The sequence below is a fragment of the Phyllobacterium trifolii genome (assembly GCF_014192095.1).
GTDB classification, from domain to species: Bacteria; Pseudomonadota; Alphaproteobacteria; order Rhizobiales; family Rhizobiaceae; genus Phyllobacterium; species Phyllobacterium trifolii.
Map to the genome: position 1 here is coordinate 1 of NZ_JACHXN010000040.1, position 25,601 is coordinate 25,601.

24 protein-coding genes are annotated in these 25,601 nt (G+C 54.5%); 9 read left to right on the forward strand and 15 right to left on the reverse strand.

The window, feature by feature from the left end; translation table 11 throughout:
- Window positions 1-214: 214 nt before the first annotated feature.
- On the reverse strand, window positions 215-1,648 hold the full coding sequence (locus FHS21_RS29235) for an aldehyde dehydrogenase family protein (protein WP_183665586.1): 1,434 nt from the start codon (window positions 1,646-1,648) through the stop codon (window positions 215-217).
- 163 nt (window positions 1,649-1,811) lie between these two features.
- On the opposite strand from FHS21_RS29235, the gene FHS21_RS29240 reads away from it, so the two are divergent.
- Both FHS21_RS29240 and FHS21_RS29245 read left to right on the forward strand, forming a co-directional pair.
- On the forward strand, window positions 1,812-2,579 hold the full coding sequence (locus tag FHS21_RS29240; protein WP_183665588.1) for an SDR family oxidoreductase: 768 nt from the start codon (window positions 1,812-1,814) through the stop codon (window positions 2,577-2,579).
- A complete protein-coding gene (locus FHS21_RS29245; RefSeq protein ID WP_183665590.1) occupies window positions 2,576-3,076 on the forward strand; it encodes a gluconokinase in 501 nt (166 codons plus the stop codon). The genes FHS21_RS29240 and FHS21_RS29245 overlap by 4 nt, the downstream gene beginning before the upstream one ends.
- A gap of 3 nt (window positions 3,077-3,079) precedes the next feature.
- Here FHS21_RS29245 and FHS21_RS29250 read toward each other — a convergent pair whose 3' ends face one another.
- From FHS21_RS29250 to FHS21_RS29275, 6 genes are all read right to left on the reverse strand, one after another.
- On the reverse strand, window positions 3,080-3,844 hold the full coding sequence (locus tag FHS21_RS29250; protein ID WP_162702012.1) for a class II aldolase/adducin family protein: 765 nt from the start codon (window positions 3,842-3,844) through the stop codon (window positions 3,080-3,082).
- Between the two features lie 34 nt (window positions 3,845-3,878).
- Window positions 3,879-4,685 (reverse strand): ABC transporter permease, encoded by an 807-nt coding sequence (locus tag FHS21_RS29255; protein ID WP_112531356.1) that lies wholly within the window; start codon window positions 4,683-4,685, stop codon window positions 3,879-3,881.
- A complete protein-coding gene (locus FHS21_RS29260; protein ID WP_112531357.1) occupies window positions 4,682-5,533 on the reverse strand; it encodes an ABC transporter ATP-binding protein in 852 nt (283 codons plus the stop codon). Before FHS21_RS29260 ends, FHS21_RS29255 begins: the two co-directional genes overlap by 4 nt.
- A gap of 2 nt (window positions 5,534-5,535) precedes the next feature.
- Window positions 5,536-6,588 (reverse strand): ABC transporter substrate-binding protein, encoded by a 1,053-nt coding sequence (locus FHS21_RS29265; protein WP_183665592.1) that lies wholly within the window; start codon window positions 6,586-6,588, stop codon window positions 5,536-5,538.
- 37 nt (window positions 6,589-6,625) lie between these two features.
- The gene (locus FHS21_RS29270) at window positions 6,626-7,666 is read right to left on the reverse strand and encodes an ABC transporter substrate-binding protein (protein ID WP_210283672.1); all 1,041 of its coding nucleotides are present in this window, start codon (window positions 7,664-7,666) and stop codon (window positions 6,626-6,628) included.
- 139 nt (window positions 7,667-7,805) lie between these two features.
- Window positions 7,806-8,819, reverse strand: a complete 1,014-nt coding sequence (locus FHS21_RS29275) for an amidohydrolase family protein (RefSeq protein ID WP_183665594.1) — start codon at window positions 8,817-8,819, stop codon at window positions 7,806-7,808.
- A 107-nt stretch (window positions 8,820-8,926) separates the two neighbouring features.
- Here FHS21_RS29275 and FHS21_RS29280 point away from each other — a divergent pair, with 107 nt between their 5' ends.
- Complete coding sequence (locus tag FHS21_RS29280; RefSeq protein ID WP_112531360.1) at window positions 8,927-9,859, forward strand: LysR family transcriptional regulator; 933 nt, start codon at window positions 8,927-8,929, stop codon at window positions 9,857-9,859.
- Between the two features lie 62 nt (window positions 9,860-9,921).
- On the opposite strand, the gene FHS21_RS29285 is transcribed toward FHS21_RS29280, so the two are convergent.
- Window positions 9,922-10,911: an ABC transporter substrate-binding protein gene (locus FHS21_RS29285; RefSeq protein WP_183665596.1), complete on the reverse strand. Its 990-nt coding sequence runs from the start codon at window positions 10,909-10,911 to the stop codon at window positions 9,922-9,924.
- Window positions 10,912-11,176: 265 nt separating this feature from the next.
- On the opposite strand from FHS21_RS29285, the gene FHS21_RS29290 reads away from it, so the two are divergent.
- Together FHS21_RS29290 and FHS21_RS29295 are read left to right on the forward strand one after the other, a co-directional pair.
- Window positions 11,177-12,790, forward strand: a complete 1,614-nt coding sequence (locus FHS21_RS29290; RefSeq protein ID WP_112531362.1) for an FAD-dependent monooxygenase — start codon at window positions 11,177-11,179, stop codon at window positions 12,788-12,790.
- A gap of 96 nt (window positions 12,791-12,886) precedes the next feature.
- Window positions 12,887-13,636 carry an IclR family transcriptional regulator gene (locus FHS21_RS29295; protein ID WP_183665598.1) on the forward strand — a complete coding sequence of 250 codons (750 nt, stop codon included), beginning with the start codon at window positions 12,887-12,889 and terminating at the stop codon, window positions 13,634-13,636.
- 41 nt (window positions 13,637-13,677) lie between these two features.
- Here FHS21_RS29295 and FHS21_RS29300 read toward each other — a convergent pair whose 3' ends face one another.
- Genes FHS21_RS29300 through FHS21_RS29310 form a run of 3 tightly spaced genes read right to left on the reverse strand, consistent with a single transcriptional unit; the run spans window position 13,678 to window position 17,593 of the window.
- Window positions 13,678-14,775 carry an ABC transporter ATP-binding protein gene (locus tag FHS21_RS29300; protein WP_112531364.1) on the reverse strand — a complete coding sequence of 366 codons (1,098 nt, stop codon included), beginning with the start codon at window positions 14,773-14,775 and terminating at the stop codon, window positions 13,678-13,680.
- Between the two features lie 18 nt (window positions 14,776-14,793).
- A complete protein-coding gene (locus FHS21_RS29305; protein WP_112531365.1) occupies window positions 14,794-16,545 on the reverse strand; it encodes an ABC transporter permease in 1,752 nt (583 codons plus the stop codon).
- Window positions 16,546-16,600: 55 nt separating this feature from the next.
- Complete coding sequence (locus tag FHS21_RS29310; RefSeq protein WP_183665600.1) at window positions 16,601-17,593, reverse strand: substrate-binding domain-containing protein; 993 nt, start codon at window positions 17,591-17,593, stop codon at window positions 16,601-16,603.
- 289 nt (window positions 17,594-17,882) lie between these two features.
- On the opposite strand from FHS21_RS29310, the gene FHS21_RS29315 reads away from it, so the two are divergent.
- Window positions 17,883-18,935 carry an ABC transporter substrate-binding protein gene (locus tag FHS21_RS29315; RefSeq protein ID WP_210283673.1) on the forward strand — a complete coding sequence of 351 codons (1,053 nt, stop codon included), beginning with the start codon at window positions 17,883-17,885 and terminating at the stop codon, window positions 18,933-18,935.
- A gap of 20 nt (window positions 18,936-18,955) precedes the next feature.
- Here the strand turns inward: FHS21_RS29315 and FHS21_RS29320 are convergent, their stop codons facing one another.
- The 4 genes from FHS21_RS29320 to FHS21_RS29335 all read right to left on the reverse strand — a co-directional run bounded on the left by FHS21_RS29320 (window position 18,956) and on the right by FHS21_RS29335 (window position 22,485).
- Window positions 18,956-19,918: a LysR family transcriptional regulator gene (locus FHS21_RS29320; protein WP_312879960.1), complete on the reverse strand. Its 963-nt coding sequence runs from the start codon at window positions 19,916-19,918 to the stop codon at window positions 18,956-18,958.
- Between the two features lie 20 nt (window positions 19,919-19,938).
- On the reverse strand, window positions 19,939-20,637 hold the full coding sequence (locus FHS21_RS29325) for a class II aldolase/adducin family protein (protein ID WP_112531369.1): 699 nt from the start codon (window positions 20,635-20,637) through the stop codon (window positions 19,939-19,941).
- A gap of 92 nt (window positions 20,638-20,729) precedes the next feature.
- On the reverse strand, window positions 20,730-21,677 hold the full coding sequence (locus FHS21_RS29330) for a PDR/VanB family oxidoreductase (protein WP_210283674.1): 948 nt from the start codon (window positions 21,675-21,677) through the stop codon (window positions 20,730-20,732).
- A 64-nt stretch (window positions 21,678-21,741) separates the two neighbouring features.
- Window positions 21,742-22,485 carry an IclR family transcriptional regulator gene (locus tag FHS21_RS29335; RefSeq protein WP_112531371.1) on the reverse strand — a complete coding sequence of 248 codons (744 nt, stop codon included), beginning with the start codon at window positions 22,483-22,485 and terminating at the stop codon, window positions 21,742-21,744.
- Window positions 22,486-22,679: 194 nt separating this feature from the next.
- Between FHS21_RS29335 and FHS21_RS29340 the strand changes: the two genes are divergently transcribed.
- The 3 genes from FHS21_RS29340 (at window position 22,680) to FHS21_RS29350 (ending at window position 25,390) form a co-directional block, all read left to right on the forward strand.
- Window positions 22,680-24,026, forward strand: coding sequence for a Rieske 2Fe-2S domain-containing protein (locus FHS21_RS29340; RefSeq protein ID WP_183665602.1), 1,347 nt, complete (start codon window positions 22,680-22,682; stop codon window positions 24,024-24,026).
- A 69-nt stretch (window positions 24,027-24,095) separates the two neighbouring features.
- Entirely contained in the window at window positions 24,096-24,308 is a 213-nt protein-coding gene (locus tag FHS21_RS29345; protein WP_112531373.1) for a hypothetical protein, read from the forward strand.
- 74 nt (window positions 24,309-24,382) lie between these two features.
- Window positions 24,383-25,390 (forward strand): aldo/keto reductase, encoded by a 1,008-nt coding sequence (locus FHS21_RS29350; RefSeq protein ID WP_112531374.1) that lies wholly within the window; start codon window positions 24,383-24,385, stop codon window positions 25,388-25,390.
- Window positions 25,391-25,601 lie beyond the last annotated feature (211 nt).

A 25,601-nucleotide genomic window follows, 5' to 3' on the forward strand; every position in this document is an offset into this window, starting at 1 on the left:
GCAACCGCCAGCGGCGCCCCGCCCTCGTTGTGCCGGTATATAGACCCCACCTAACAAACCTGTCAACACACCAAATCACAAAAATTCCAAACTTCACAAATCTAACAACCCAACCTGGGGATAAACCTTTCGAGTGAGGTGCCGGAACCAACGAATACGGGCGCTGCAACGACGCAGCGCCCGTGACAAGCAATCAATGTTTGGGTCAGATCTGTTAGGCCAGCGTGTAGGCCGTCTTTACGATCGTATAGAACTCCGCAGCATATTTGCCCTGCTCCCGGGGACCATAACTTGATCCCTTGCGTCCGCCAAAGGGCACATGGAAATCGACGCCTGCTGTTGGCAGGTTCACCATGACCATTCCAGCCTCGGCATTCCGCTTGAAATGCGTTGCATATTTCAGGCTGGTCGTGGCAATACCCGAGGACAGCCCGAACGGCGTGTCATTAGCCGTATGCAGTGCCTCCTCATAGTCCTTGACGCGGATCACACTGGCCACTGGGCCGAATATCTCCTCGCGCGAAATACGCATCTGATTGGTAGCTTCGGTAAAAAGCGCCGGCTGCAGATAGAAACCGGGATTATCGCGGGTCAACCGCTCACCGCCAAAAGCGAGCTTTGCACCCTCTTTCTGACCAATGGCGATATAGTCTTCATCCTGCTTGAGCTGGCTCGCATCGACAACAGGGCCAATATGCGTGCCCGCCTTCAAGGCATCGTCGACTACGACGCTCTTCAGGCGTTCGGTCATCGCCGCAACGAACCGGTCATGGATCCCCTCGGTGACAATGATGCGCGACGAAGCGGTGCACCGCTGGCCGGTCGAGAAGAAGCCGCTGTTGACCGCCGCTTCCACAGCAACAGTCAAATCGGCATCATCCAGAACCACAAACGGATTCTTGCCACCCATCTCCAGCTGGAATTTGCGCATATGCTCAACCGATGCCGCAGCAACCCGCTTGCCGGTGCCCACCGATCCGGTGAATGTAATGGCGTTGACGTCCGCACTGTCGAGAATTGTCTGGCCAACAACCGAACCCTTGCCCATTACGAGGTTGAGTACACCTTTTGGCAGCCCGGCGCGATGCAGGATATCGACGATTGCCCAAGAACAGCCTGGCACAAGTTCGGCAGGTTTGAAAACCACCGTGTTGCCGTATGCGAGTGCCGGAGCGATTTTCCAGGCAGGGATGGCAATCGGAAAATTCCATGGTGTGATGATGCCGACTACACCCACCGGCTCGCGTGTTATTTCAACGCCGATGTTCGGGCGGGCACTCGGAAGCACTTCACCGGCGAGCCGCAAGACTTCGCCCGCGAAGAAATCGAATATTTGGGCGGCGCGGAGCGTCTCGCCGATGCCCTCCGGCAAGGTCTTGCCTTCCTCGCGTGACAGCAATCTGCCAAGCTCATCCTTGCGCGCTGTAATCTCGTCAGCTGTCTTGCGGAGAATGGCGTGGCGCTCGAGAATGCCGGAGCGCGACCATGCCGGGAAAGCCGCCTTTGCAGCTGCGATTGCGTTCAGAGTATTTTCGGCTGTGGCGCGTGCGTATTGACCAACAACGTCATTGGTGTTCGACGGATTGATATTGGGAATGGCGTCGCCACCGGCCCATTCGCCGTTGATCAGATTCTGGTGCAATGTCATGATTTTTCTCTCGCTCTGTTTGGCCGAACCAATACCATAGGACTAGAGTGATTCAACGCGAAATTCCCGCCTCTCGCTTTTTTGATATCCGCAAACAAGCTCGAACGGATCGAATTTGCGGATAAACTGATGCTGATCGATCGAACTTCAAGGAACGAATGCTATGCCCTATCCGCTGTTTAACCTCGAGGGACGACTGGCTCTCATCACGGGATCTAGCCAAGGCATCGGTCTTGCGCTTGCCAAAGGATTGGCGGCGCATGGGGCTGCGGTGGTAATAAATGGTCGGGACAGGGCAAAAGTGGACGCAGCGGTCGCTGAGCTAAGAGAGGATGGCTACACCGTCCATGGTTCTGACTTCGACGTCACTGATCTGCGAGTGGTCAAGGCGGGTGTCGACAAGATCGAGGCCGAAATCGGTGCGATTGATATTCTTGTCAATAATGCAGGGATGCAGTTCAGAGCACCGCTTGAAGACTTCCCTGAGGACAAGTGGCAGCTATTGCTGCAGACCAATATCTCAAGCGTCTTTTACGCGGGCCAAAGCGTCGCAAAGCATATGATCAAGCGCGGACGAGGCAAGATCATCAACATTGCTTCGGTACAAAGCGAACTTGCCCGTCCCTCCATCGCTCCCTATACCGCAACGAAGGGCGCAGTCCGCAATCTCACCCGTGGCATGTGCACTGACTGGGCAAAGTACGGTCTGCAAGTCAATGCGATCGCACCGGGCTATTTCAAGACGCCGCTCAATCAGGCGCTGGTCGACAATCCCGACTTTTCATCCTGGCTGGAGAAGCGCACGCCATCCGGACGTTGGGGCAATGTCGAGGAACTGATCGGTGCGGCCGTATTTCTCGCCAGTAACGCTTCTTCGTTCGTCAATGGCCAAATTATCCATGTCGACGGCGGAATCACAGCGTCGCTATGATCCGGCTTGTCGTCATGGGAGTCAGCGGTTCCGGCAAATCCTCCGTCGGACGTGCCATAGCGGCCGCCCTGGAGTTGCCATTTGTCGAGGGTGATACGCTGCATCCTCCAGCCAATGTAGAGAAAATGGCATCGGGTGTTCCGCTCACCGACGAAGACCGCTGGCCGTGGCTAGACAAGATCGGCGCAGAATTGGCGAAGGCCCAAAAAGGTGTTGTTGTTTCCTGTTCAGCCCTGAAAAAATCTTATCGAGACCGGCTAAGGCAGGAAGCGGGCGGGCCACTCGGCTTCATCTTTCTCGATGGAAGTTTAGAGGTCTTGCGCGATCATATGAGCAAGCGAACGGGGCACTTCATGCCCCTGTCCATGCTTGACAGCCAACTCGCAACACTCGAACCTCCAACGGGAGAGCCATTTGTGTTGCGACAGAACGTTGAGCATCCAGTCGATGAGATTGTATCAGCGAGCGTCGATTGGGTGGGAACACAACATTGGTAACAATCAACCACGCGGATCAGTGCGTGAAAAGCCCTCACCGAATTCCCGGCTGCCTGGGACATAGGGTCGCCCGACACGGTTGCACCAGTTCTCCCAACCCCGCTCAAATGTGTACCCTGCCCTTCCGCGCTTGATTGCAGCAATCTCGCCCTCGGAGAGATAATCCACATCCCCCATGGCCATGGCCTTCATCTGCATGTCCGCGTTGAGTTCCATGTAAACGGAGGTGAACACGACCTCGCGAAGGGAAGGGGCAGCCACGGTGCTGCCATGCCCCCTCATAAGCGTCACGGTCCGATCGCCGAGACAGGCCGCAAGATCGCGCCCCATTGCAAGGTCGGTCACCAGAAGATTGGTGCAATCGCCGAACTTGGTTCGAATGTCCCATGTTGGAATGTCATCGCCGATGGGCGCACACATATGCATGAGCGGGCGAAGTTTCTTGCTCGTCACCGTAAAGGGTATAACGCTGGGACTGTGGTTATGCACAACAGCATTGATCTCAGGCCGGGCTTCGTAGATGCCTGCGTGAATAAAGCGCTCGGAGTATGGTTTGCCGGGTTCAGCTCCAACGCTCACTCCTTCAAGCGTGAACTCCATGATGTCCGCGGCTTCGATGATTGCTGGCGCTCGCGCTCGCGACAGAAAAAAGCGGTCGGGATGATCAGGATTCCGGATGCTCACATGACCAAACGAATCCAATACATTCTCATTTGCGAGAATATGGTTCGCTGTGACCAGTTCCTCGATAAGGGCGTGCCGATCCATGATCTTTCCTTCTTCCATGCTGTGGGCGGGCGACTTAGCGCTTCCAGGGGACGAGACGTTTTTCGATCTCGTTAAGCACCAATGTCAAAACGAAACCGATGATCGCGATCACGAAGAGACCGACATACATCTGTTCGACGGAGAACGTTTCCCAGGCCGCCCAGATCATGTAGCCGAGGCCGCTTTTTGCACCCATCATTTCTGCGATTGCAATCAGAACCAAGCCCATGCCAACGCCGAGCTTTATTCCGGTCATGATCACAGGCAGCGCTCCTGGTAACGCAATTGTCCGGAACGTATCCCAACGGCTAGCCTTGAAATTACGTCCGACATCCAGATAAATCTTGTTGATCTCGCGCACACCGGCGGTTGCATTGATCGCAACGGGAAAGAACACGCCTATGGCTACCATGAATATTTTGGAGCCCTCGCCCAGCCCGAAGATCAGCAGTGCTAGCGGTAAAATGGAACTTTTCGGAATTGGATAAGTAGCGGAAATCAAGGGATCGAACACAGCGCGTACCGGGCGGCTGAGACCCATGATTATTCCGAGAATAAGCGCGGGTATGCCACCCACCAGAAAGCCGATAAACAGTCGTTGCAGGCTGGCAGCCGTGTGCTGCCAAAGCTCGCCGGTACTGCTCAGCGTGACAAGCGTTTCAAAGATGCTGGAGGGTGCTGGAAAGAAGCGCGTGTCGATCAATCCTGTGCGTGCTGCAATCTCCCATACCAGCAGGAGAAGAATTGGCGACGCGATACTGATAAGACGATCGCGGGTATTTTCGCTGAGTTTCCAGGAACGGACGGGACGGACGGTCTCTGCTTCGATATGAGCGCTCATTTTCGCACTCCCTTTGCTTCATCGAGTTCGCGTGCCCGTTGAACTTCATCACGCAGGCTTGACCAGATCTGATGCACCAGTTTGCCGAATTCGGGGTTTTGTTGAAGTTCCAGAACATCACGCGGACGCGGAAGTGACACCGGAACCACCGTTTTGACGCGCCCTGGTTGCGCGGTCATAACCATGATGCGGTCTCCAAGCTTCACCGCCTCATCCACGTCATGGGTGATGAAAAGAACGGTCTTTTTGTTCTCTTCCCAGATGCGCAGCAATTCTTCCTGAAGCAGTAATTTATTCTGCGCGTCCAAAGCCGAAAATGGCTCGTCCATGAGCAATATCTCAGGATCATTGGCGAAAGCACGCGCTATGGAAACACGCTGTTTCATCCCGCCTGAAAGTTGATGCGGATAGGCGTCCGCAAATTTCAACAATCCAGTCCGGTCCAGGTAGTGACCAACGACCTCCTTGATCTGGGCTTGCGGCGCCCGGCGCATCTTCAATCCGTAGGCGGCGTTGTCCCACACTGTCATCCACGGAAAGATCGAATCGCCTTGAAAAACCATCGAGTTGACTGGCCGCTGCGATCCAGCCTCGACACTCACGTCGATGCTGCCGTCGGTTGGTGCTTCAAGACCAGCCAGGATCCGCAGCAAGGTTGTCTTCCCGCAACCCGACGGACCGACGATCATAAAGAACTCTCCGCGAGCAATATCGATAGTGACATTGTCTACGGCCGTGAAAGACCCGAACCTTTTACTCAGGCCTTTGATCCGGATTGCAGGCCGTTCTCGAGACTCCGTTGCAACATCGTCTCGTACAGTCGTTTTCTTGGCCAATGCTTGATTCATCCTTATTCCCACCCTGGGTTCTTTTGCGCTGGTCCGAGTTCCTTAAGCGCCTCTTCGACGAATGAATTGTCGATGATCTTGTCAGGGGTAACGCCCCCTTTGATCAGGCCTTGATCTTTGAAGAACTGCCAATCCTTCTGGATGCTCTCGCTATTGACCCGGCCATCGATGTTCACCGCAGGAAGTTTGATACTCCGCAAGAGCTTTTCATCCTTTGTGCCGGAATATTTCATGATCAAGGCTACGATCTCATCGGACCCCGGGCCATCGAGGCGCCCCTCAGGACCGAAAGCGCTTCGGAAATCACGAATCGCCCGGATATACGCCTTGGCAAATCGCACACCGACATCCTTGCGCGTGCTGGCAAAGTTTTCGCTGAACATCAGCTCGCCGATTTGGGCATTGGGATAATATGTGTCGGTCGAGGCCAACAAGACGCCGAGATTCTGGTTCAGCATTGGAGTGAGGTAGGGCTCGGTCGCTATCACGGCATCCACCGCCTTGCTTGCCAGCGCGGCCGCTTGCTGCGGGAAAGGTAGATACACGACCTCCACGTCCTTGTACGCCAGACCAGCACTCTTCATTGCTTCGTTGAGGATGGATTCCGTGCTGCTGCCGCGGGCGACAATTGCGATTTTCCGTCCCTTCAGATCAGCGATCGACTTGACCTCGGTGCCCGCAAGATCTTTTCGCACCACGATGCCATGGAACCCGAAACCAGGGGCAACCGAAGTACGGTCAGCGATGATCCCTATCGCTATATCACGCTCTATTGCATTGAAAAGCCCAGCCGACACAGCCCCGCCGGCGACATCGATTTGCCCGGTGCCGAGAGGGGCGATGGCTTTAGCTGCCGAGTCGAAAAAGGTATAGGCGGGCTCGATGCCCTCCTCCTCGAAATATCCCTTACCCTGCGCAACATTCAGGATGAACTCGCCCGTTGAGGCAACGGTGCCCACTTTGACAACGTCAGCCGCCCGGGCTGCGCTGGTCGTGGAGAACATGATCAGCAATGAGCAAACGAGCAAGATAGTGCGGTTAACTTTTTCAATCATTTTGAAACCTCCCATCCCCAATGTCGCGAACTCGATCTCAGTGAGCCGCCTTGTAGGGACCAAGTTCGCTGGCAGCCTCATTCACGAAGCTTAGATCGACCACTTGATCGACTTGGACGTTGCCGTTGATCTGTTTTTGCTCCTTGAAGAATGTCCAATCCTTCTTCAAGCTATCGACATTGACAGACCCATTTGGATCGACGGCATGGGCCGTCATTTTCCGGATAACGGCAGGATCCTTGACGGTGGAATATTTCGCCATGATGGCAACAACGTCTTCGCCGTTCTTGCCGGCGATTTTACCGTTGGCCAACGCGTCATTGTAGTAGCGAATAGCTTGGACGTAAGCCTTCATGAAGCGCTTGGCGACGTCTGGTTTACCCTCTGCGAACGCCTGCCCGTAAAGAATAACTGCAGTTTGAGCGTTCGGATAAAACGTGTCATTGCTCGTCAATTGTACCGCGGTTCCAGCGGCCAGAATTGCCGATACGGTAGGCTCGGTTGTTATGCTCGCATCGATAGCGCCGTTTTGATATGCGACGAACTGCTGAGGAAAGCCCAGATAAACCTTGTCCACGTCGCCATATCCGAGGCCGGCACTTTTCAGTCCCTCGTTCAAAACGGATGCATCACTGCTGGCCTGCGCAACGGTTGCAACTTTGCGCCCCTTGAGATCGGCGATGGTTTTCACAGACCCATCATCGACGAGTGCCTTGCGTACGAGGAACGATTGAAAGCCGAAACCGGGTGCATTGCGTGCCTTGTCCGCGACTATCTTCAGACCGACGCCGCGCTCGATGGCGTTGTAGAGACCCGAGGACGCCGCTCCACCACCGACATCGAGCTGCCCCGCACCCAAAGGTGCGATCATCTTTGCCGCGGAATCAAAAGCCACAAAATTTGGAGTGATATCCTCCTCCTTGAAGAAACCCTTGGCGTCAGCAATGAATAGCGCAATGTCGCTGCTCGCATTCGTAAGGCCGATGGATACGCTGTCGGCTGCATACGACTGCGCGGAATTGGTCATCAGTCCGCCGGCCAGTGCCAGTGAATAGAAGATACGTATCCATGATCTCAACACCCGGTCTCCTCCTGTCTGCAATTTAACCTTCTGCCTCGCTTGACCAGCGAAGGCGGGTTATTGTGGCCAGCTTAGAGACGCCGGTAGATGGCCACAAATAGAGTTTTTGGTAGAGTCGTATAAGTAAAACTTATATCTAGCCCTTGAGGTCAAACAGCGCCTGGGCGTTGCGGAAGCAGATTTTCTCCATATCCTCCTTGCTGAGATCCAGCGAATTGAGAATCCGCAGCGTATCGCGGATATAACCCGGACCTTTTTCGGGATCGAAGGGCGAATCCGAGGCGAAGAGGACGCGATCGCTTCCATAAAATTCCAAGCCACAGAGCGTCGCGGCCTTGGAGCCGAAAACGGCGGTATCGGCGTAGAAGTCCTTGAAATAGTCCAGAGGACGTTTCTTCAGACGCTTGAGCACAAGCGTAAGATCCTCGTCACTTGTCCGCTTGCCGAGCTGGTCCCAACCGGGCCCAACGCGGCCTTCAAAAAATGGCACCATCGCTCCCATGTGATGGGCTACGACCTTGAGCTCGGGCAGACGGTCCATGAGGCCGGAAAATACCAGACGAGCCATCGCCGCACTGGTCTCGTAAGGCCAGCCAAATGTCCACCAGATCTCATATTTCGACTTGGTCTCTGTCGCGTAGTCCGGCATTGAAGCGTTACGTGAAGGATGCAGCAAGACCGGTTTGCCGTGTTTCGCGCAGACTTCAAAAATCTGGAAAAAGCGTTCCTCGTCGAGCGGCGCGCCGTTGACGTTGGAATGTATCTGTACACCGTTTGCGCCGAGTTCCGTAAACGAACGTTCTGCTTCGCGGGCGGCGGCCTCCGGAGTATCCATCGGCAATGCAGCGACAAAGCCTGCGAAGCGATCAGGATATTTGCTGACGAGTTCGGCTTGGCCATCATTGCCAATCCGGGCGAGATCCAATGCCGTCTGGCCATCACCCATCGCTTCCAGCGGTGGCATTCCGAGTGAAATGATCTGCGTATAATTTTCGAATTCGTCCATTACCCGGAAACGCGTATCGAGATCATAGATGCATGGGACGCCTTGCATCCGCTTGCCGATGTCCTTGCCAGCGCCCTCAAGGGACTGAATGCGCTCCCAAAGAGCTTTCGGGAAGAAATGATTGAACGCGTCGATGTATTGCATAGGAAACTCCTCGATATGGTGGAGTCACACTAGAAACTCTGTTGGTTAGGGACTAATACCGTTTGCTTAAGCGTGTTATAAGTAACGCTTATAGCTCGGGAAACAGCATGAATCTTCGTCAGCTTCGGTACTTTATCACGGTCGCACGCCTCGGCAGTTTCACTGCGGCGGCCCGAATTCTCAACGTGTCCCAACCTGCGCTCGGATATCAATTGAAGCTTCTCGAGGATGAACTCTGCGTGATCTTGCTCCAACGGCACTCTCGTGGCGTGCGCACCACGGAAGCAGGGCGCACCCTGATTGAAACTGGAACCAGGGCATTGGAGGCCTTCGCGGAAGCAGAGCGCTCTGTCGCGCATTTTGGCAAACCCAACAGCAAGCGCATCTCATTGGGCGTTGCACCAACACCCGGCCGTGCCCTGCTGCCAGAACTGTTGCCGCTGGCGACGGGAGCCGGAGATGTTCTGCACATTGTTGTTCAGCAGGGGATGAGCGACGAGCTCATCGATGCCATGACACGGGAAGAGCTGGATGCAGCGCTGTGCTACGACCCGCCAGATCTACCGCATATTCGCGTCGTTCCTCTCTATAACGAATACCTCTACCTTGTCGGCTCGAACGGGGTAGCGTCCAACACCGACAACACCGTGCCATTCGACAGGCTGTCGGAGTTTCCCTTGGTACTTGACGGAAAGGTCCGACCGATCAGACGGCTGATTGATGAGATCGCCACAAGCCGGCAGACCAAGCTAGACTTGATCGAGGTGGAACCTGCCAATGTGAAGCGCGAAATCATCATGCATCACGGCCGCAGCACCATCGTGCCATACGGCCTGTTTCTGGATGAGATACGTGAACAGCGTGTCACGGCGCGCCGCATCACGGACCCTCAACTGGAGCGCACCGTCGCGCTTGTCCTTCACCAATCATTGTCCGCGAACACCGCCCACTTGCTTGAAGCGCTGATCCGCCCGCTTGTTATGCGAATTATTGAGGGCGGCGAACTCGGCTGGCGAAATCCAGACCTATCGCTAATATAAATCGCATATTATGAGAATATTCTGGACAGAGGAGCGATGGTTTAACAGGGGCCTCGACCCTATTAGACCCGATACTTCTCCCCGCGCTTTCGTCCTTGTCCGACATCGAGGAACAATTCCTCCAAGGGGATCTCACGGTCAATCAAACCTTGCTGATGAGCATAGCCAACGACAGTTTCCAGATTATGCCGGTTGCGCTCGCCTAGGCCATAAGCCCAAGGATCGTCACCAAGAATGTCAATCTGCTCCTCCCAAGCCTCGCGATACCATGCCAGAGGCACAACACGCGGATTTTCCATCCTCTGCATGGCAAGGCGCTTGGCCTCGTTAAGGGCCTGAAACAGGTTGATAGGCACCCAAGGGTGGCGCTCGACAATTTCCGGTCGTATTCCCATGACGTGCATGATCGGGAAAATGCCGGTTCTTTTGTAATACGCGATCTCGTCCTGCTTGTAGTCAGGGAAGAGACGCCCTACCCGCGGATCCTTCTCTACGATGGCGTCTATCAGATCCGGATGCAGCAATGCATCGATCTCACCGTCGAGAAGCATGGTTTCGACAGATTTTTCATCAGGCAGGCGCGTCAACTTCAGGCCTGCGGGCGGTGTAAAGTCGACATCCTCGTCAAGTTCGGCAAACCAGTCGATCGATTGGTGAGGTACACCATATTCACTTTCGAGAATGCCACGCAGCCACAACGTTGCTGTCACCAGATAATTCTTGACCCCCACACGCCTGCCAATCAGGTCCTTCGGTTCGCGAATGCCGCTCTTGCTGTTGACGAAGATAAAGCCGTGCCGGAAGCGGCGGTGAAGAAAGACCGGGATTGCATTGAACGGCAGATTGCGGCCGCGAGCGGCGATGTAAGATGAAAGGGAAACCTCTGCGACATCGAATTCGCCATTGCGAAGAAAGCGCCAGTGGCGCGTCGTCGAATCCATTTCCGTTAATATCGTCAGTTCTATGCCATCCGGCTTGACCTGACCTTCCCGCAACGCCCTGACGATCTCATAGTCACCACATGCCAGGGTCAACTCAACCTTTTTTGTCACTCTTTATCCTCCGCAACTGCATTTGTATCACCCGCTCCAAGCAGGTGTCATCTATGAATCGGTTCAGCAGGGTGCGGGTTGCGCGCCTTGCAGTTCCAAATTTTATCCCATATTACGAGATTTTTGTAAATTAGCGATTGACTAGAAATTCCACCTAACGATAAAAAAGAAGGATGAAGCAGCGTGGCGATTTCATCCGGCGCTTATCCGTTCAATTCACGCCGGTCGCATACGAACGCTCCGGCGATAACATGAGTGACCTGACATGACAGATACAGATGTCCTTATTGTTGGTGCCGGCCCGGTCGGACTTACCTTGGCCATTGATCTCGGCCAGCGCGGCGTCAAATGTACACTCATTGAGCAGAAGGAAGCGCCTCAGTTCCTGCCAAAAATGGAACGATGCAACGCACGGACGATGGAGATTTTCCGGAGGATGGGTCTCTCGCAAAAGATACGCGCAGCAGGTCTGGACGCCAATGTACCCATGGACGTGTTCATCGTTCTCGCGATGGACAAGCCCCCGCTGTTGCAGCTGCCTTATCCATCTGTCGCGGAGTCACTTGAGCAGATAGCGAAAAGTCCGGATGCCAGCTTGCCGCTCGAAGCCTATCAGCTCATCTCACAATACACGCTCGAACCTCTGCTGAAATCCGTAGCCGAAACTCTCCCGTCAGTGACGGTACGCTATGGATTCGAATTCATATCCTGCGAACAGGACGAAGCGGGTGTGACGGCAAAAACTGTCGATTTGAGCGGCAACATCGAGCATATCCGCGCTAAATATCTCGTTGGCTGTGACGGAGGAGCCAGCCCGGTGCGCAAGCAGCTTGGAATCAAGCTGCGCGGTGAAGGTAATCTCCTGCACCTGCGCCAGGCGCTCTATTACAGCGAAGACCTATATGATCGCATTCCAATCGCAGGCGGTCCGGGGAAAGGCCGTCATTATCATGTCGCCGACGGACAGGCGACCTTCCTTATCATGCAGGATTCCACCAAGCATTGGACATTGCATGCCGTTGTCGAACGCGATGAAGACATGGCGCAGCAGTTCGAAAAGGCAGTCGGTGTGCCGGTCAACTACGAAATGCTTTACGTCGGTCAGTGGAAACAAAACCTCCTGCTCGCGGATCGCTATGGTGCGGGAAGGATATTCCTTGCTGGCGACTCGGCTCATCTTGTCATCCCGACCGGCGGCCTTGGCATGAACACCGGTGTCGGCGATGCTGTCGATCTTGGTTGGAAACTCGCAGCGACCCTTCAAGGCTGGGGCGGTCCCAACCTGCTGCGTTCTTACGAAATCGAACGCCGGCAGATCGGTGACCGGAACGTCGGCGCATCGCGCTACGCATCGCAAGGGCGCCGTAAATGGCGTTCGCAATATCGCCCGGACATTGCTGACGACACACAGGAAGGCCAGCATACACGGGATAACCTTACCCGTGTTGCCGACGTCGAACAGCGCAAGACCAATGAAATGATCGGGGCTGAACTTGGATACCGCTATGTCGGTTCGCCCGTCATATGGGATGAGCCCGGCGGCCCTGAGCATCTCTTCCGAGAGTATAACCCCACCACGTGGCCCGGAGCTCGTTTACCACACATCTGGATTGGTGAAGGTGACGCAGTTCAGGATCGCATCGGTCGAGGCTACACACTGCTGCGGCTCGGCGAATCTTCGGCAGAAACAAGCGCCCTGCAGCAAGAGTTCAAATCGCTCGGCGCACCGTTTGAGATCCTCGATATAGCGGCCGGCAAAGCCCGTGATATCTATGGATACGATCTCATTCTGGTGAGGCCAGACATGCACATCGTATGGCGTGGCAATCGCTTACCAGAAGATATTGCAAGCTTGGCAGCCTTGGCCACAGGACATTGACATCAATTTGATGGAGTTGTGTTCCCTTTAACCCCGGTCTAAATCTCGGCTGTTGGTAAGCCACAAGGCTGATTCCGCTGCATAAGGGAGAAATCTTTGCAGAGTCACGAGCGTATGCTGGGAATTCTCGATCTCTTCGACAGCGACGAGAATTACGTGGCGCTGACTTTCGATGAAATACACGCTCGCGTCGGCTATACTCGCTCCACGCTCTATCGTTATCTGAAAGCGCTGACCGACGTCGGCCTCCTGTCTTCCCTGCCCGGCCTTGGTTATGTGCTCGGCTCGCGCATCATTGAACTCGACTACAAGATCAGGTCGGGCGATCCGCTAATCCGTGCAGCACGTCCGGTCATGGATGAGCTTGCCAGCCAGTTTTCAGGCATTGCCCTGCTATGCCGGAAGTACCGCGAACATGTCCTGTGTATCCATCAGGAACGCGGCACTGAAACTTTGCAGAGTAATTACGATCGTGGACGCGTCCGCCCGCTGCTTCTCGGCGCTGCCTCGGTCGCGATCCTGGCCTATATTCCGGCGTATCAGCTAAGTAGGCTCTACAATCGAATTCCAGAGGAATTTGATGCGGCGGGCTTCGGCAAATCGCTGGCTGAAGTCAAAGCAAACTTGAAAGTGCATCGCCAGCAGGGTTGGGTTGTGACGACGGGCGAAGTTACTCCGGGAGTAGCGGGCATTGCGGCCCCCGTCTTCGATGGTGAACATGACGTTCTCGGCAGTCTCAGCCTCACGGTGCGCGAGTCCCAGATGACGCCGGACAAGGTGCAACGGATAGCCGAACAAGTCGTGCTTTGCTCGCGTATAATTTCCAACGCTGTGGCACAAAATTAGAAGGCAGTCGCGCTGTAGCGACGATTGCCCTCAACCATCGCTCAAGCTGCCAGAAGTGTGCACTTCTCGGGATCTATCGCAATATGGATCTGCTCCCCGACCAACGTACGAACCGAGGGGTGAGCCCGCGCCAGAAGTTGTGTTTCGTTCACATCGATCTTGAAATCCTGGCATTCGCCGAGAAATACTTTGGCTCTGACAGTGCCGACAAACAGCGAGTTTGACGACGGCGCCGGGGCGGTGTCGGACAGATGCACATCCTCCGGTCGTATCGACAACGATACATTGGCGCCAATCGAAACTCCAGGTTGTGCATTGACATTGAGCTGGCCAATTCGAGTGTCTACGACCAGCCTATCGTCCGTCCCGCCACGTACAATACCCTCGACAAAATTGGTGGTACCAATGAAATCGGCGACAAAAGTATTTGCAGGGCGCTCGTAAATATCGCGCGGCGATCCAATCTGGACGATCTTGCCTTCATTCATGACAGCGATTTCGTGGGAAAGCGCCAGTGCTTCGCTTTGATCGTGCGTTACGTAAATCGTGGTGAGACCAAGCTCGCGCTGCATCTTTTTCAACTCGAACCGCATCTTGTCACGTAGCTTGGCGTCCAGATTCGACAGGGGCTCATCGAGCAGCAGCAATCTTGGTTCCATGACAAGTGCGCGAGCCAATGCTAGGCGCTGCTGCTGGCCTCCCGACAATCGTGTTGCTTCCCGCTCCTCGACGTGATCGAGAGACACCGCGGCCAATACTTTCATGACCTTGTCGCGGATATCCTTGCTGGAGAGGCGTTTTTTCTGCACTTGCAACGGAAAAGCCGCATTCTGGAAGACCGTCATATGTGGCCAGATGGCATAGGATTGGAAGACCATGCCGAATTGCCGATGGTTCGGTGCTACGAAGATATTGCCGGCCGAAGAATAGACAACCGTATCATGGGCCTTGATCACACCCTTTGAAGGACGCTCCAGCCCCGCAATTGACCGCAAGGTCGTTGTCTTGCCGCAACCGCTTGGCCCAAGCAAAGTAAAGAGCCGCCCGGTTGGAACAGAGAAATTTATATTGCTGGCAGCAAGTACGGGCTTGGCGCCCGGCGCCTGATAGGTCGTGCTTAGATTTTCAACTGATAACATGGTTTCCTCCCAATTATATCAAACGTCCTTGACGCCGAAGCGCTTCGACAGCGTTTGCACGACCATCAGGAAGCAAAAGAGCGCGGTAATCATCATGACGCCGAAGGCCGACAGCTCGATGTACTGGCCGTTCTGCCAGAACTCCCAGATCATGATCGAGATAACTTCATTGCCAGGGCTGTAAAGCAGGATCGAGCTGGACAATTCGCGTACCGAAACGACGATAATGTAGATCCAGCCCGCCATCAGGCCCGGCTTCAATAGCGGAAGAACGATCCGCCGGAAGATCGTAAACCAGGAGGCACCACTCATGGCTGCGGATTCTTCCAATTCCTTGTGAATCTGGATCATCGAAGTGCTGTTATAGCGCATTCCATAAGGCAGGAACTTGATCACATACGCCATCAGCATGATCCATAACGTGCCATAGATGCCGATATCGAAGTTGAGATAAAAGATCATGAGCGAAAGGCCGAGGACGATGCCGGGAAACACCAGCGGCAATGACGCCAGCATGTCGAGTACCCAGCGGCCGGGGATCTTTGTCTTGATGGTGATCCAGCAAATGACCGAGGTCAAAAGCATCACAACCGTAGCGCCGCCGATAGCGAGCTTCGCGCTGTTCCACACGACACCGTAGAAGCCGGGATATGCCAGTACCTTGCCATAGGCGGCGAAGGAAAGATTGTGCAACGCCGCCCATGACGGCGCCGCATAGTATTTTTGCAGCGAGGCCCAGAAAAGCACCAGAAATGGCAGGGCCACTACAAAGATGCAGTAAAGAATGAAGATGCCCGCCGTAGCGTAACGCCAGCGGCCAATATCCGACACGCGTGGCCGAAATCCCTTGCCGGTGACGGTGGAAAACCTAGAACCTTGGCTGGACAGTCGCGACTGATAATAAATGCCAAGCGACGTGATCAACAACAGCGCCATCGCATAGGCGGAAGCAAGACCGATGTCGCTTGGATAGCTATGGACTGCGTCATAGATCGCAGAGGTATAAACGCGCAGTCCGACAGGCAAACCAAGCAGTGCGGGCACTTCGAACGACTCGATGCCCCTGACGAATAGAATGAGAAACGCGGCAAGAATTGCCGGCCAAGCGAGTTTCAGCGTGATCTTGAAAGCCACTTGTACGACGGAAGCACCGCTCATCAAGGCGGACTCTTCAAGTGAAGGATCCATCGACCGAAACGCTGCCGTGACCAGCAGAAAGGCGATCGGCGCATAATGCAGGCCATCCACCCATATCATGCCCGTAAGCGAATAGATGTTGAACAGCGGTGTCGTCAGGCCGAACCAATCCCTGAATATCTGGTTGAAAATACCGATCTGCGGGCTTGCCAGCATGATCCAGGAAACGGTGAACAGAATGCCGGGGATGATCAGCGGAACGATCGACATTGCGAAGAACAGAGATTTGAAGGGCGTGTTGGTACGCTCGTTGACCCAGGCAAAAAATGTTCCGAGCACCAACGCGAATGCAGCCGTCCCGAACGCGAATTTTAAAGAGTTGAACATAAGCCCGAGTGAATCGGTGGTGCCGAATGCCGTGGCGTAATTTTCTAGCGTAAATACGGCAGGAACCTGTGCCGTGGAGGTCGACGCGAAGCTCTGCCAGATAAGGAATCCTAGTGGAATGAGCGCAAGCCAGGCAACGACAACAATGCATAATCCGATGATCACCCATTTCATGTCGAATGAACGGCCCCAGCCTTGGCCAAGCGAGGTATGTACGGTGCTACCGTCCGGTGTCGTTACTGCCATTGGTTCCTCCCTTTTATGCGGTCGTTTGGCACGACTCTTCTTTTTACGATTTAGATCAAATCACGAAAGCCTCGAGCGTTTCAGGCGCGAACAATTCCTCGGCCTTTAATTGACGCCGCGAAAGGCCCTGTTCGTATGAATATCTGAGGAAGACGTCCAAGGTCTTCTTGTTCTTTTCGAAGCCATTGGGCCAGAAATCTGCACCCATCTCGCTCTCAGTCTCTTCATAGTGAGCAACAGCCCAGGGTAACATTGTCTTTAGAGCCGCCGTTTCCTGAAGATCGCGATAGGTCTTTTGTTGAGATGCATTGAGCGCTTTGAAGATGGATTGGGCAACCCAGCGGTTCTTCTCATATACCTCACGTCTGATCACAAAGGTGTGCATGATCGGGAAAATTCCGGTACGGGAAAAGTACTCGCGTTCGACACTGACATAGTTGTCGAAGAGGCGCTTCACGGTACCGTTTTTCCCCTCGTAGGTTGAGGGCTTTCGAGCCGTATAAAGCGCATCGATCTCTCCGTCTCGCAGCATGGCCGCAAGAGTCTGCCCCGGGCCGATCGGTTCGACCTTGATATTATCCGGCAGCGAGAGTTTCAGCTTTTCACTGCGATTGGGCGATTCTTCGCCGCCCGTCCGATAGGTGACGCTATCCACCGGCACACCGAATTCGTCAGAGAGTATGCCCCGGATCCAGGCTGGCGCCGTCATCTGATACTCAGGACAACCCACACGCTTCCCGATGAGATCCTTCGGCTCGCGAATACCGGAATTGGCGTTAACGTAGATCGAAGAGTGCCGGAAAAATCGCGACGGAAAGAATGGGATGGCAATGAACGGCCACTCTTCCTTGAACAGCGAAACCACGTAGGAAGAAAGCGACATCTCGGCGACATCAAACTCCTTGTAACGGAGCATACGAAAGAAGGTCTCTTCGACGGGAAGGCTAAGGCACGTCAGATCGATACCATCGGGACGGATCGACCCGTCCATCACACTGCGTGTACGATCGTAATCCCAACAGCCCATCGTCAAACGCAGATTGCTCATGCCAGTTCCTACCGTGTTTCCTGTTGCTCACGCCGACGTTGCCACCAGTCCGCTTTTTAGCTGGCGTAGATCAACACACTCTCTCTATCCAAGAGTTTTTTCATGGGAGAGCTCGCAGCTTTTTGATGTTCAAGCTGCCGTCGGTCGCGTGTACAGTCAGGAAGACTGGCAGGTAAATATTCGCCTTGAGCGACACCGCCCTGAAAATTCAGTCATAAAATTCAAGCTGCCGACTATCCAGTGGAGGAGCCGGTTGGTTAGCTTGTGGGGAAATTTGGAGGAGGAAATTATGAATTTACAACGCCGCCTATTAATGCTCGCGGGTGCTGCAGCCTTCGCGCTTTCGGCATTTGGCGTGCCAGTTTTTGCAGCCGACAATACCTTGCTCGTTTCCAAGGACGCCGGTCGCGAGGACAAACTCGTCGAAGCCGCAAAAGCAGAAGGCACGCTGACGCTTTATACGTCAATTGCGCAGAACGACCTGCAACCACTGATCAGCCCCTTCGAGGAGAAATATGGCATCAAGGTTGTTCCTTGGCGTGCGAGCGGCGACACGGTGTTGCAGCGGGTGATCCAGGAACAGAAGGCCGGCCGCAATACAGTTGATTCAGTCCACATCAGCGCACCCGAAATGGAAGCACTGCACCGCGAGGGCATGTTCCAGCCAGTCGAATCTCCCTATTTTGCCGATCTGCTGCCAGGGACGGTACCTGAGCACAAGGAGTGGGTGAGCACGCTTTTGTCGGTGTTCGTACAGGGTTACAATACCAACCTCGTCAAGAAGGAAGAACTTCCAAAGACCTATGAAGATCTTCTCGACCCGAAGTGGAAGGGCAAGCTCGGCTTTGAAGTGGAAGACATCGACTGGTTCACGACAGTCGTTCAGAATATGGGCGAAGAAAAAGGCCTGAAATATTTTCGCGATCTTGTTGCCGGCAACGGCTTGTCAATTCGCAAGGGTCACTCGCTGTTGAACACACTTGTCGCAGCGGGCGAAGTGCCGATAGGACTTACCCTCTATAATTATATGCCTGAACAGGCAAAGAAAGAGGGAGCTCCCATCGACTGGTTTGCACTTGAGCCTGCCATCGCACGTGCAAACGGAATCGGAGTGATCAAGACCGCCCCTCACCCCAATGCAGCAGCACTCTTTGAAGACTATATGCTAACGGAGGGTCAGCCCATTCTGAAGCAATTGAACTACGTCCCCACCTCGACGAAAGTTGAATCACCTTTGAAGGGTATTGCGCTCAAGATTGCCGATCCGGCGGAGAAACTCGACAACTCAAAGAAGTGGGAACCGCTTTACCAGAAGATCGTCGTTCGCGGAGAGGCAGACTGATAAAAATTGGCCGCTTTCGACTATTCGAGCGCGGCCGAAGATTGCCCTGCAGTGCCGCAACGGCCAATAACCGTGGCATGTGGTCCTATGCGATCTGCGAGCGTATCGACCAGCATGTCGATAAAATCGCGTAGCGCGCCTTCCTGCTGAATCGCCATACGATTTGGTGATTCAGCCAGATACAACGTCCGGACCAACTCCGGTCCTTCGATCGTGTGTGCCTCGATCGCACCCCTTGCGATTTCCTCGGCAGCCACACCGTACGGAACGATACTGGTCGCGACGCCCCTTTCAACCAGCGTTTTGATCGTCTCGAGCGACTGGATGGTGAAGCGCACATTGACGGGTACCGTTGATACCTTTGCTGCCCTGTGAACGGCACGCCAAACATTGTCACGGTCGCTCGGAAGTGCCAAATTCGAAGCCACAGCATCTTTGAACTTCACTCCTCCACGCGGGAAAGCGCTGCCGGGCGCAGTGATGAAAAATAGATCTTCCTTCATCAGGGCGGTCCGCATCGAGGTGATGCTTTCGGTGACATCATAGGCAAGCGCAAGATCAATCTCATCACGCAACAGGAGGTCGACAAGCACAAAGCTCAATTCCTCGACCAGCCTCACCGATACGCCCGGGAGTTCGGACATGGCCGAGACAAGGAAGTCAGCTCCCACAAGCCGCATGATGCTTGGTGTGACGCCGATAGAGATATTTTCCAGAGCGGACATGCGAAACGCGGACACATCCCTCTTGGCCTCGTCCACCAGGCGCATGATTGCAACGCCGCGATCGAACAGCAGGCGACCCGCCTCGGTCGTGGTTATCCCGCGCGAATGGCGCACAAGAAGTTCAACGCCGAGCATGGTCTCGAGATTGCGTATCTGCAGACCAAGCGCGGTTTGAGAGACATTCAGCCGTTCAGCAGCTTTCGTCATATTGCCGGTTTCAACCGACTTGATGAAATTACTGAGCTGTTTCAGATTGATAGCGTCACCTCATTCTAGTTCTAAGCCGCCAAGCCGCGCTTTGCCTTTCGAGCAAGATAGTCGAAATTCACTATATATTGCTCTTGCCGGTCCAGAGTGCGGCACAATCTCTCGACATCGTCTTTGTCGAATTCTACGAGATCTCCTCCCAGAGACTGCAAAATGACCTGATCTTCACATGCATTCTCAAGCATTATCGTACGAACCACGGCTTCTTCAATAGAATTTCCGGCCACTGCGACGCCATGGCCGCGCATCAGCACCGCCTTGTAGTCCCCAAGGGCCTCGGCGACACCCCGGCCAGTCTCGTGGCTCCGTATCAAATCTATCGTGTCTTCATAGTAACCGACACCGTCAAAGCTCGCACTTGGCTGCGAGCACGCCCGCCATGGCCTGCGCGTCGAGGATAGGGCAACCGCATATTTCGGATGTGCGTGAATGACCGAATTGAGGTCGGGCCGGATTTTGAAGATTTCCGAATGGATAAATACTTCGCTGTGCCGCTTCCCGCCGCCGCCGATTTTCTCACCCTCCAGATTGCAGACAACGATGTTCTCCATTGTTATCTCTTCAAACCCCAAGCTATGAGGCTTCATGAAGAATATCGAGGGGTCCGATGGATCGCGCACTGAGACATGACCACGTGTAAAATCGCCGAGGTCGTGTGCGTCAAGGATGAGGCCTGCCTCGATCAGTCGTTGCTTCAGGTGGTCTGCCATTTAGTATCCTCCGTTTTAAGTGTGTATGAATTTTGATCCTCGGGCAGTGCTTTCACGCAGCAGGCATGTTGTGCAGCTAATGGAAATACCGACTAAAGGGCCAGGGTCAGACGCGGCGTCCTGGAGCCGGAGCAACAGATCATCATGCCGCCTTCAGCTTTTTCTTCATCCGAGAGAAACATGTCGCGATGATCGGGCTCGCCGTCAACTACCTGTACTTGGCAGGCGCCGCAGATGCCTTGCTCGCATGAAAAATCAACATCCAGCCCGGCATCGCGCAGCACCTCAAGGATCGATTTTCCCTCTGGAATCACAAATTCCCGGCCCGATTTCTCGAGTATGACGACAAAGCCCCCTTCGCGTGAGACTTCTTCGACAGGAGCAAAGCGCTCCAGATGAACATAGCCGGGCTCAAGGCCACTCGTCTTAGCCTCAAAAGCATCCAGCATAGGCGCCGGGCCACAACAATAGAGATGCGAACTGGCAGGCGCTTGATCGATGATGGCGCCAAGATCAAGAAAGTTCGCCGCTTCGGCATCGATGTGTATCCGGGCCTCGGACAGTTTTTCGAGTTTCTCCAGAAAAGCAACGTCGCGACGATCACGGCAAGCATAGTGCAATTCAAAACTGCGACCGAGTTTCTTCAATCGCTGCGCCATGCACCATATGGGGGTAATACCGATTCCCCCAGCGATGAGGACAGTATGATCCGCAGTTTCCTCCAACGGAAAATTATTGCGTGGCACACCGATTGTTAGAACCGATCCAACCTTGACCCTATCATGAAGGCAAGCGGAACCACCGCGGCCAGCGGCATCCCGTTTGACTCCAATTGTATAGCGATTTTCTGTGCCCGAATGCACGAGCGAATAGGGACGGATCATCCCATTCGGCAAATGAATGTCGATATGCGCTCCGGGTCCGGCCGCAGGGATAGCCTCGCCAGCGATGGGCTCGAATTCGTAGAGGTTTGTCTCATGCGCCAGATACTGAATTCTGGTCAGACGCATTGTAATCGTTTTGGTGGGAACGGCTTCCAATTTCTTCTCCCTTATCCCGACGGTGGTCCTCCCACCTTCCGTCGTTGGCGGCCAAATTGCGGCGTCAGCCGTCAGATCGTCGCAGATTGATTTCATCAAGGCGCGGCAGGCGCGGTTTAAGCGCCTCTGCAGATTCTTTCAGTAACTTGCGTGCCGAGTTGATCCGCTCGTCGGAAAAGCGGCTTATCAGTCCAGACACGGACAAGGACCCTATCAATTCGCCATGCCGATTGACGATCGGCACCGCAACCGCGGCAAGATCCTCATCGCGCCCCCCCTTCGATACAATTGAACCGGTTTCTCGCAGCTCAACCGCTCGTTCGGAATCGGCCGTCATACCGTACCAGGTCAGAAGCACGCCGGCAGCGCCGTGATCGAGCGGATGCCGAGTTCCCTCTTCCAGGTGATGGCGGGCGCTGCGTGGAGAATTTTCCCTGTAAAGGCAGACACGTTCATCGCCGTCACGCACGTAAAACGACGCGGTTTCCTGAGTGATCGTTGTCAGATGACGCAGCACCGGCCTGATAAGCGCTTCAAGCGTGAATTTCGAGCGGCTCAGTTCGCCGAGCCGGCGCAATTCAGGCCCAAGCAAATAACGTCCATCCGCGCCCTTATCCATGAAGCCTGTATGCAAAAGCGAACCTGCCAATCGCAGGATCGTGCTCTTGTACAGACCCGAGCGCTGGGAAAGCACCGACAACGTCAGGGCTTCTCCCGGCTCTTCGAAACATTGCAGCAGCACGATAGCGCGTTCGACCGCTTCAACGCGCTCCCTACCAACGTCCATTTCATCGCTCGATCCATCCATGACAATCACCCTAGCATTTAAGCAGTATTCTGTCTAGCAGAACGTGATCCGCTTGACAGAACATTTATAATGATTACAAACTGGGAGAGACAGGGTTCGAAACTGGCCCGCCGTCCGGCACGCAATGTTCAGGACCTGAACTTGTTGCGCCAACACGGAGTGGCTCTCGGCTGCCGCAAACTTGGGAGAAGAAAATGCTCACGAAAGAACAGAATGAACGCCTGACCAGCGTTGGTCCCGGAACGCCAGGCGGTGAACTGATGCGGCGCTACTGGCTGCCGATCGCGCCTTTTGCTGAACTCCTGGAAAATCCGGTCAAGAAAGTACGCATTCTTGGCGAAGACCTCACACTGTATAAGGACAAGAGCGGCAATCTGGGTTTGATCGGCGATCGCTGTCTGCATCGCAATGTCGATATGAAGTTCGGCATTCCGGACGAGTGCGGATTGCGCTGCCCCTACCATGGCTGGCTCTACAATGAGACTGGCAACTGCGTCGAACGGCCAATGGAGGGCGCTCCACAAGCCGAGATCAAACAGAAGCTCAAGGGCTATCCGGTGCGCGAACTTGGCGGCCTGGTCTTCGCCTATATGGGTCCGCTTCCGGCCCCGGACCTGCCCCGATGGGATTTGCTGGTATGGCCAAATGCCATTCGCCAGATCGGCATAAACATTATCGACTGCAACTGGCTGCAGTGCCAGGAAAATACCGGCGACCCGACCCATAGCGCCTGGGCGCATGGTCACATGTTCGAATATGTGCTGGAAAAGAAAGGGCAACTCGAGGACCGCAGTTCCGACAATATGCATACGCTGCATCAACGCAAACGTGTGGGCGTCGGGATCAAGGAAATCTATGCCAATCAAACCGAGCATGGATTCCGCAAGGGCATCCGCTATTCCAAGGCGCTTGGTGCGGATTCCGACAAGGATCAGGAGCATTCAACCGTGATTTTCCCGTTCTACACCCAGACGGGCAAGACCGGCGCGACGCGCAGCGAATATCAGATCCGCGTACCTATCGATGACACGCACACATATCACATCTGCTATCAGGCCTATTCGGCTCCACCCGGAGTGGAAGCTCCTAAACAGGATGTCGTGCCTTATTATATTCCGCCGACGCATGACGAGAAGGGTGAACCGATCCTCGACTACGTTCTTGCCCAGGATGCGATCGTCTGGGTTGCGCAAGGCCCGATAGCGGATCGGACCACGGAACTGCTTGGCCGTACCGACATTCCGATTGTGGTATTGCGCCGTCAGCTCGACGAGCAGATCAAGCGCGTTGAACAAGGATTGGAGCCGATGAACTTCTTCTGGAAGAGCCCGGATATGATTCACCCTACCGGCTCACCACCCGACTATTCCAAGCCCGAGACGCTGATCAAACACGGCTTCCGCAAGTACTATCACAAGGGCTTTGCCAATGATGATGCCGACCGTTACGGACCATTGATTGAAACGGTCAAGGATCTTCATCGCAAGATCGAGGAATACGAGATAAAGCGTGCCGGGCAAGCGGTGACCGAACACGCCTAGGCTGTCCCGCCCGCGCCGCCATACTTTGAAGATTGGCGGCGCGGCTTTTCGAGCTGGAGCAGGATTGAAATGCCAATTACACGCGAAGCCATCGACGCTGTCCTCAAGGATCTGATCGACCAGGTACCGACCATGTCTGTCAGGTCGGTCACCTTGACGCCGTCGGTGCCAGTCGAGGGACAAAACATAATTGCGCGCATCGATGTCTCGAAGAGCCGCCATGTCCTGTGCGAGATTACACCCGGTGGCAGCCTCCAGTCGGCGCGGGTCATCGAGAGTTGAATCTCTCCGCAATATCAGAAATCCGAGGCGGCTGATGGTTCTCACCAGCTGTCGATGCATATCTGGAGTAACACATGAAACAGCGCCGCGTCGGATCGACCGATCTGAGCATATCCGAAATCGGTTTTGGTTGTGGCGGCAATGCCGGTCTCATGGTGAGTGGTGAATATGCCGAGCAGTTACGCGTTGTCGAGCGAGGCCTGGAATGCGGCATCAGCTACTTCGATAATGCACCTGACTATGGCGCAGGTGCGGCTGAAGTTAATCTCGGCCGCGTACTGAAAGAGCTTAACGCCGATCCTGTTATCAACACCAAGGTCGAGATCCGCGCCGAGAATCTCGATGATATAGCTGGACATATCGAACGGTCAGTCGAAGAAAGTTTGCGCCGGCTCAAACGCGACACGATCGATATCGTCCAGATTCATAATGGGCCCGTCGCCGCAAAGCCTGTCATGGAAGGTAAATACTACGCCACACTTTATGCTGAAGACTATCATCGGCAAGGCGGCGTACTGGAAGGTGTCGACGCCATTCTCCGGCGGGGCAAGGCGCGTCATGCGGGTTTCGTGTGTCGCGGCAACGATATCGATGAGGTGCGTCAACTCCTTGATACCGGCCTCTTCCACATGATTAATGTACCTTACACATTGCTGAACCCGAGCGCCGGTTACCCCCATTCGAGCGGCATCGGCGTTAAACCCGATTACGGCAACGTCATCAATGTCGCCAAGGCTGCGGGTTGCGCAGTTGCCGTCTTTAGTCCACTTGCCGGCGGCGTTCTGACGGATGCTATATTACGCGGACAACAAACACATCCGCTTGCACGCACAAAAAATATCGAAGCGCTGGAAGCAAAAGGTGTCTTGCACAAGGCGCGGGAATTTCAGGCGCTCGCTGCACGTGAAAATATCGAACTCGTCGAACTCGCCTACAGGTTCATTCTCAGCAATACGGCTGTGACGACACTTTTAGGTGGAATCACCTCAGCAGAACAGCTGGCAGCAGCGGCTGCAGCTTCTACCGCAGGACCCTTGCCGCACAATCTCCTTACCGACATCGAAACCATCTGGCACCACTGACTCGGCCAGTGCAAATGTCGGCCCGAGACTGAGAGGCGTCTACAAACGCAAAAACCCCGCTTGATGCGGGGTTTTTGTGTTTTGATCTGAGTTGACCGAGAAGCCGGGAATGATTTTGACCTGCTCCCCTGGAATGTCCTCGATTTGAGGTTAGTCTGTTCTCCACACCAGGAGACAGAAAATGAAGCGATCCCGTTTCAGCGACGAGCAG